Source organism: Cellulomonas iranensis NBRC 101100 = JCM 18110, from assembly GCF_001552375.1.
Lineage (GTDB): Bacteria > Actinomycetota > Actinomycetes > Actinomycetales > Cellulomonadaceae > Cellulomonas > Cellulomonas iranensis.
Genome location: NZ_BCRB01000021.1, coordinates 46,900 through 54,495, shown reverse-complemented (window position 1 = coordinate 54,495; position 7,596 = coordinate 46,900). Strand labels below are relative to the sequence as shown.

At 74.5% G+C, this 7,596-nt stretch carries 4 protein-coding genes; all 4 read left to right on the top strand.

Annotated elements, in window-relative coordinates; translation table 11 throughout:
• The coding region (gene infB, locus CS2_RS06640; RefSeq protein WP_070319375.1) for a translation initiation factor IF-2 at positions 1 to 2,456 on the top strand (2,456 nt) is incomplete at its 5' end.
• 173 nt (positions 2,457 to 2,629) lie between these two features.
• Positions 2,630 to 3,064 (top strand): 30S ribosome-binding factor RbfA, encoded by a 435-nt coding sequence (gene rbfA, locus CS2_RS06635; RefSeq protein ID WP_046528123.1) that lies wholly within the window; start codon positions 2,630 to 2,632, stop codon positions 3,062 to 3,064.
• Positions 3,061 to 4,020 (top strand): tRNA pseudouridine(55) synthase TruB, encoded by a 960-nt coding sequence (gene truB, locus CS2_RS06630; RefSeq protein ID WP_070319374.1) that lies wholly within the window; start codon positions 3,061 to 3,063, stop codon positions 4,018 to 4,020. The genes rbfA and truB overlap by 4 nt, the downstream gene beginning before the upstream one ends.
• A gap of 167 nt (positions 4,021 to 4,187) precedes the next feature.
• Complete coding sequence (locus tag CS2_RS06625) at positions 4,188 to 7,448, top strand: glycoside hydrolase family 9 protein (RefSeq protein ID WP_233421092.1); 3,261 nt, start codon at positions 4,188 to 4,190, stop codon at positions 7,446 to 7,448.
• Positions 7,449 to 7,596: the final 148 nt, after the last annotated feature.

Below are 7,596 nucleotides of genomic sequence, written 5' to 3'. Positions count from 1 at the left end.
CCGCCGCGCGTCCCGGGGCGTCGCGTCCCGCGCAGGGCGGCGGTGCCTCCGGCGGCGCCCGCCCGGGTGCGCCGCGTCCCGCGGCACGCCCCGGCAACAACCCGTTCGCGCCGTCGCAGGGCATGCCCCGCGGCGGGGACCGCTCCGGCGGCCCGCGCCCCGGTGGCCCGCGCCCGGGCAACAACCCGTTCGCGTCCTCGCAGGGCATGCCGCGTCCCGGTGACCGGCGTCCCGCCGAGGGTGCACCGGCCGCGGCCGCGGGCGAGCGTCCCGGCGGTCCCCGTCCGGGCGGTCCGCGTCCCGGCGGTCCGCGCCCCAACCCGGGCATGATGCCCGGCCGCACCCAGAGCGGTGTCGGTCGCCCCGGCGAGCGCCCCGCGGGCGCCGGCCGCGGTGGTCCCGGCGGCGGTCGTGGTGGCTTCGGCGGCGGCGGTCGTCCCGGTGGCGCCCCCGGCGGCGGTGGCGGCTTCGCCGGCCGTCCCGGTGGCGGCGGTCGTCCCGGCGGCGCCGGTCGCGGCTCGACGCAGGGCGCGTTCGGTCGCGCCGGCGGTCGCCCCGTCCGCGGACGGAAGTCGAAGCGCGCGAAGCGCCAGGAGTTCGAGGCCATGCAGGCCCCGTCGCTCGGTGGCGTCAGCGTCCCGCGCGGCAACGGCAAGACCGTCATCCGCCTGCGTCACGGCTCGTCGCTCAACGACTTCGCCGACAAGATCGACGCGAACCCCGCCGCGCTCGTCACGGTGCTGTTCCACCTCGGTGAGATGGCGACCGCGACGCAGTCGCTCGACGAGGACACGTTCGGCACGCTCGCGGCCGAGCTCGGCTACGTCATCGAGATGGTGTCGGCCGAGGAGGAGGACCGCGAGCTGCTCGGGTCCTTCGACATCGACCTCGACGCCGAGCTCGAGGCCGAGGGCGACGAGGACCTCGCACCGCGACCCCCCGTGGTCACGGTCATGGGTCACGTCGACCACGGAAAGACCAAGCTCCTCGACGCCATCCGGTCCACGGACGTCGTCGCGGGCGAGGCCGGCGGCATCACGCAGCACATCGGCGCCTACCAGGTGCGTGCCGCGCACGAGGGCCAGGAGCGGGCCATCACGTTCATCGACACCCCGGGTCACGAGGCGTTCACCGCCATGCGTGCCCGTGGTGCGCAGGTCACGGACATCGCGATCCTCGTGGTCGCGGCGGACGACGGCGTGATGCCCCAGACCATCGAGGCCCTCAACCACGCGCAGGCGGCCAACGTGCCGATCGTCGTGGCGGTCAACAAGGTGGACAAGGAGTCGGCCAACCCCGACAAGATCCGCCAGCAGCTGACCGAGTACAACCTCGTGGCCGAGGAGTACGGCGGCGACACGATGTTCGTCAACGTCTCGGCGAAGCAGCGCATGGGCATCGACGAGCTGCTCGAGGCCGTCCTGCTCACCGCCGACGCGTCGCTCGACCTGCGGGCCAACCCCGACAAGGACGCGCGAGGCGTCGCCATCGAGGCGAACCTCGACAAGGGCCGCGGTGCGGTCGCGACCGTCCTGGTCCAGTCCGGCACGCTGCACGTCGGTGACGCGATCGTCGCCGGCACGGCCCACGGCCGTGTCCGCGCGATGTTCGACGAGCACGGCGAGACCGTCACCGAGGCGGGCCCGGCACGTCCGGTCCAGGTCCTGGGTCTCGCGTCGGTGCCGAGCGCGGGCGACACGTTCCTCGTGGCGCCCGACGAGCGGACCGCACGGCAGATCGCCGAGAAGCGCGAGGCGGCCGAGCGTGCCGCCCTCCTGGCCAAGCGTCGCAAGCGCATCAGCCTCGAGGACTTCACGCAGGCGCTCCAGCAGGGCAAGGTCGAGACCCTCAACCTCGTCCTCAAGGGCGACGTCTCGGGTGCCGTCGAGGCCCTCGAGGACGCGCTGCTCAAGATCGACGTCGGCGACGAGGTCGACCTGCGCGTCATCCACCGCGGTGTGGGTGCCATCACGCAGAACGACGTCAACCTCGCCACGGTCGACAACGCGATCATCATCGGCTTCAACGTGAAGTTCGCGGAGCGCGTCGAGGAGCTGGCCGACCGCGAGGGCGTCGACGTGCGCTTCTACTCGGTCATCTACCAGGCGATCGACGACGTCGAGGCGGCCCTCAAGGGGATGCTCAAGCCGGAGTACGAGGAGGTGCAGCTCGGTACCGCCGAGGTGCGCGAGGTGTTCCGCTCCTCCAAGTTCGGCAACATCGCCGGCTCGCTCGTCCGCTCGGGCGAGATCCGCCGCAACACCAAGGCGCGCGTCCTGCGCGGCGGCAAGGTCGTGGGGGACAACCTCACCATCGAGTCGCTCAAGCGGTTCAAGGACGACGCGACCGAGGTCCGCGAGGGCTTCGAGTGCGGTATCGGTCTCGGGTCGTTCAACGACCTGCAGGTCGACGACGTCATCGAGACGTGGGAGATGCGGGAGAAGCCGCGCAGCTGACGTCAGTCGGTTCATCTCCGGACGACCTCCGGGAGGGGGTGGCGGGCCTACCGCGGGCCTGGCGGCCCGTGCCAGGCCCACCACGGCCCGCCACCCCCTCCCTCCGGTCGTCCTCGTACGTCAGTCGCCCCATCCGCGCGGTGGGGGAGAAGGTCTAGGGAAGGACGGCGGACATGGCTGACACAGGACGGGCGCGCAAGCTCGCGGAGCGGATCCAGCAGGTCGTCGCGCAGATGATCGACACGCGCGTGAAGGACCCGCGGCTCGGGTTCGTGACGGTGACCGACGTGCGCGTCACCGGCGACCTGCAGCACGCGGACGTGTACTACACCGTGCTCGGGGACGACGAGGCGCGTGACGGCTCCGCGAAGGCGCTCGAGAGCGCCAAGGGCCTGATCCGCTCCGAGGTCGGCAAGCAGACGGGCATCCGCCTGACGCCGACGCTCGCGTTCCACCTCGACGCGGTCCCCGAGACCGCGGCGCACCTCGAGGAGGCGCTGTCCGAGGCGGCCCGTCGGGACGCCGAGGTCGCGCGGCTCGCCGCGGGTGCGCGCTACGCCGGCGACGAGGACCCGTACCGCCGCGCCGACGACGACACCGAGGAGTGAGCCGACCCGAGCGGGCGGCCCGCCCGCCCGCCGGGCCGCGCCGTCCCACGGCGGACGACGGCGTGCTCGTCGTCGACAAGCCCGCCGGGTGGACGAGCCACGACGTCGTCGCGCGCGTGCGACGGCTCGCGTCGACGCGCAAGGTCGGGCACGCCGGCACGCTCGACCCCATGGCGACGGGCGTGCTCGTCGTCGGGATCGGCCGTGCGACGCGGCTGCTCACCTACGTGACGGGCGCGGACAAGGACTACACCGCGACGGTGCGCCTCGGTGTCGCCACGACGACCGACGACGCCGAGGGCGAGACCCTCGCCGTCCACGACGCGTCCGCGCTCACGCGGGACGACCTCGTGGCGCCCGTCGCGGCGCTCACGGGTGACATCCAGCAGGTGCCGAGCAGCGTGTCGGCGATCAAGGTCGACGGGCAGCGCGCCTACGCGCGCGTCCGCTCCGGCGAGGACGTCGAGCTCGCGGCGCGCCCCGTGCACGTCGCACGGTTCGACGTGCTCGACGTGCGGGCGGCCGCCGTGGACGGCGTGACCGTGCTCGACGTCGACGTCGCGGTCACGTGCTCGTCGGGCACGTACGTGCGGGCGCTCGCGCGGGACCTGGGCACGGCCCTGGGCGTCGGCGGGCACCTCACGGCCCTGCGCCGCACGCGCGTCGCCGGGTACGGGCTCGCCGACGCGCGCACGCTCGACGAGCTCGCCGCGACCCCGGAGGACCGCCCCGTGACCGTGCTGCCGCTCGCGGACGCCGCGCGCGCCGCGTTGCCCGCACGGGAGCTCGACGACGCCGACGCGCGCGCGCTGTCGTACGGGCAGGGGATCGCGCCGGGCGACGCCCCCGCCGGCCCCCTCGCCGCGATCGGCCCGGACGGCGCGCTGGTCGCGGTCGTCGAGCGACGCGGGCCGCGGCTGCATCCCGTGGTGGTGTTCTCGCCCGCCGCGACCTGACACGCGACGGCGCGCCCGCCGCGGGCGGGTGCCGGGCTCTTCCGGATCGTCCGGTTCACCCCTACCCTGGCTCGCACGACGAGCGCGGCCCACACCGATGTGGGAGCGCTCCCGAACCCAGGGGAGACGACGTGGTTTCTCGACGCGCACGACGGACCGCCCACGCGGTGACCGCCCTCACGGCCGCCGCGGTGCTCGCCGGCGCCGGGCTGGCGCCCGCGACGGCGGTGGACGACGACTTCGACGACGGCGCCGGTGCGTGGGTCGCCTACGGCACGGACGGCGACGTGGACACGAGCACGGGCGCGTTGTGCGTCGACGTGCCCGCCGGCTCCGCGCAGTACGGCGTGGGCGTCGTCCTCAACGGCGTCGCCGTCGACGAGGGCACGACCTACACGTTGAGCTACACGGCGAGCGCGTCGACCGACGTGACGATCCGCGCGCTCGTCGGCCAGAACGGCGCACCGTACGGCACGGTCCTCGACACGAGCCCGACGCTCACCTCGGCGCCGACCCCCGTCGAGGAGGTCTTCACGGCGGGCGCGTCGTACCCCGCGACGTCGGGCGACGGCGATCCGGAGGGGCAGATCGCGTTCCAGCTCGGCGGGTTCACGCCGGACGCGTGGACGTTCTGCCTCGACGACGTCGCGTTCACGGGTGACGCCGAGCTGCTGCCGCACACGTCGTTCGCCGAGGGCCTCGGGCCCTGGGGGCTGTACGGCACGGGCGACCCGACGTTCGCGGACGGCGAGATGTGCGTCGACGTGCCCGGCGGCAACGCGAACCCCTGGGACGCGGGCCTGTCGTTCACGGGTCTGCCTATCGAGGAGGGCGAGAACTACGTGCTGACCTTCACGGGTCGCACGGAGCCCGCCACACCCGTGCGCGCGATCGTCGGCGAGGGCGGCGGTGCGTACCGTACGGTGCTCGACCAGTCCGCCGCACCGCTGGGCACGCAGGCCACGACCCTGGCGTACCCGTTCACCGCGGCGCACACGTTCCCCGCCGACGGCGAGGCTGCCGGTCAGGTGGCGTTCCACCTGGGCAAGGCCGCGCCGTACACGTTCTGCCTCTCGGAGGTCTCGTTGACCACGTCCGCCACCCCGCCGCCGCCGTACGAGCCGGACACCGGTCCGCGCGTGCGCGTCAACCAGGTGGGGTACCTGCCGCAGGGCCCGAAGCGCGCGACGCTCGTGACCGACGCGACCGAGCCGGTCGCGTGGGAGCTGCACGACGCCGACGGCGCGACCCTCGCGCAGGGCTCGACGCAGGTCGTCGGCGACGACGCGTCGTCCGGCGAGCACGTCCACGTCATCGACATGGCCGACGTCGACGCGACGGGCACGGGCCTGACGCTGGTGGCCGCCGGCGAGACGAGCCACCCGTTCACGATCGCCGCGGACCTGTACGCGCAGCTGCGGTACGACGCGCTCAACTACTTCTACCTCGCGCGCTCGGGCACCGACATCGAGGCGTCGATCGTCGGCGAGCAGTACGCGCGCGAGGCGGGGCACGTCGGCGTCGCCCCGAACCAGGGCGACACCGCGGTGCCGTGCATCGGCCCGCGCGACTACTACGACGGCTGGACGTGCGACTACACGCTGGACGTGAGCGGCGGCTGGTACGACGCGGGCGACCACGGCAAGTACGTGGTCAACGGCGGCATCGCGGTCGCGCAGCTGCTGTCGACGTACGAGCGCACGCTCACGGCCGCGACGGCGCGGCCGGGTGCGCTGGACGACGGCACGCTCGCCCTGCCGGAGCACGGCGACGGCGTCCCCGACGTGCTCGACGAGGCGCGCTGGGAGCTCGACTGGATGCTGCGGATGGTCGCGCCGTCGGGCGAGTACGCGGGCATGGTGCACCACAAGGTCCACGACGAGGGCTGGACGGGGCTGCCGCTGATGCCCGCGGACGACGCGCAGCCGCGCTCGCTGCACCGGCCGTCCACGGCGGCGACGCTCAACGTCGCGGCCGTCGCGGCGCAGGGCGCGCGGCTGTTCGCGCCGTACGACCAGGAGTTCGCCGACACGCTGCTGGCGGCGGCGCGCTCGACGTACGACGCGGCGCTCGCGCACCCCGACGTGTACGCACCCGCGGCCGCGGGCAACGACGGTGGCGGCCCGTACGACGACGCCGACGTCACGGACGAGTTCTACTGGGCGGCCGCCGAGCTGTTCGTCACGACCGGCGAGCAGCGGTACGCCGACGACGTCGCGGCGAGCCCGCACCACACGGGTGACGTGTTCGGCGTGGGCGGGTTCTCGTGGGGGAGCACGGCGGCGCTGGGGCGGCTCACGCTCGCGACCGTGCCGAACGCGCTGCCCGACCGTGACGCCGTCCGGGCGTCGGTCGTCGCCGCGGCCGACGCCTACCTCGCGGCCCAGGACGCGCAGCCGTGGGGCTCGGTGTACTCGCCGACCGGTGGCGTGTACGACTGGGGCTCGAACTCGTCCGTCGCGAACATTCTCGTGGTGACCGCGACCGCGTACGACCTCACGCACGACGCGCGGTACCTGCGCGGCACGCTCGAGGGGCTGGACTACCTGTTCGGGCGCAACGCGCTCAACCGCTCGTACGTGACCGGCTGGGGGACGGTGTCGTCGCAGAACCAGCACTCGCGCTGGTTCGCGGCGCAGCTCGACCCGTCGCTGCCGCACCCGCCGGTCGGGTCTCTCGCGGGCGGGCCCAACTCGATCGCCTCGACGTGGGACCCGACCATGCAGGCCGCGTTCACCGAGGGGTGCGCACCGGCCACCTGCTACCTCGACGAGATCAGCTCGTGGGCGTCGAACGAGCTCACGATCAACTGGAACTCGGCGCTGTCGTGGGTCGCGTCGTTCGTCGCGGACCAGCGCGACGGGTCGGTCGCCGCGGTCGCCCCGGTCGTCACGACGCAGCCCACCGACGTGACGGCGGCGCTCGGGACGACCGCCACGTTCACCGCGGCCGCCTCGGGCGTCCCGGCGCCCACGGTGCAGTGGCAGGTCGGCGACGGCCGCACGTGGCGCGACGTGCCGGGTGCGACGGGCGCGTCGCTCGAGGTCGTGGCGACAGCGGCGGCCGCCGGGTCGTCGTACCGGGCGGTGTTCACGAACGCGTCGGGGACGGCCACGACGCGGGCCGCGCGGCTCGCCGTCGCGGCGGCGGCACCGGTGGTCGTGCGGCACCCCGCCGACGCGACCGCGCGGCTGGGGTCGTGGGCGACGTTCGAGGCCGCCGCGACCGGGTACCCGCAGCCCGCCGTGCGGTGGCAGTTCCGGTGGTTCTCGGGCCCCTGGCTGCCCGTTCCCGGTGCGCACGGCACGACGCTGCGCGTGCCGGTGACGCCGCTCGCGGTCGGCACGCAGTACCGCGCGGTGTTCAGCAACGACGCGGGGCGCGCCACGACGGACCCGGCGCGGCTGACGCTCCGCCTGGGGCGCTGACGCGCGGGCCCGAGCGGCCCGGTCGTCGTCCCCGGCGACGACGCTGCGCCCCGCCGGTCGACCGACCGGCGGGGCGCAGCCGTGCGGCGGGCGTGCCGGCGCCGGGCATCGCGCGTCCCGGACCACGCCCGGGGCGTGGCAGGCTTGT

Bases quoted from the DNA above. Each gene is read 5' to 3' on its own strand.
- rbfA (WP_046528123.1), top strand. From the start codon at position 2,630: ATGGCTGACACAGGACGGGCGCGCAAGCTCGCGGAGCGGATCCAGCAG.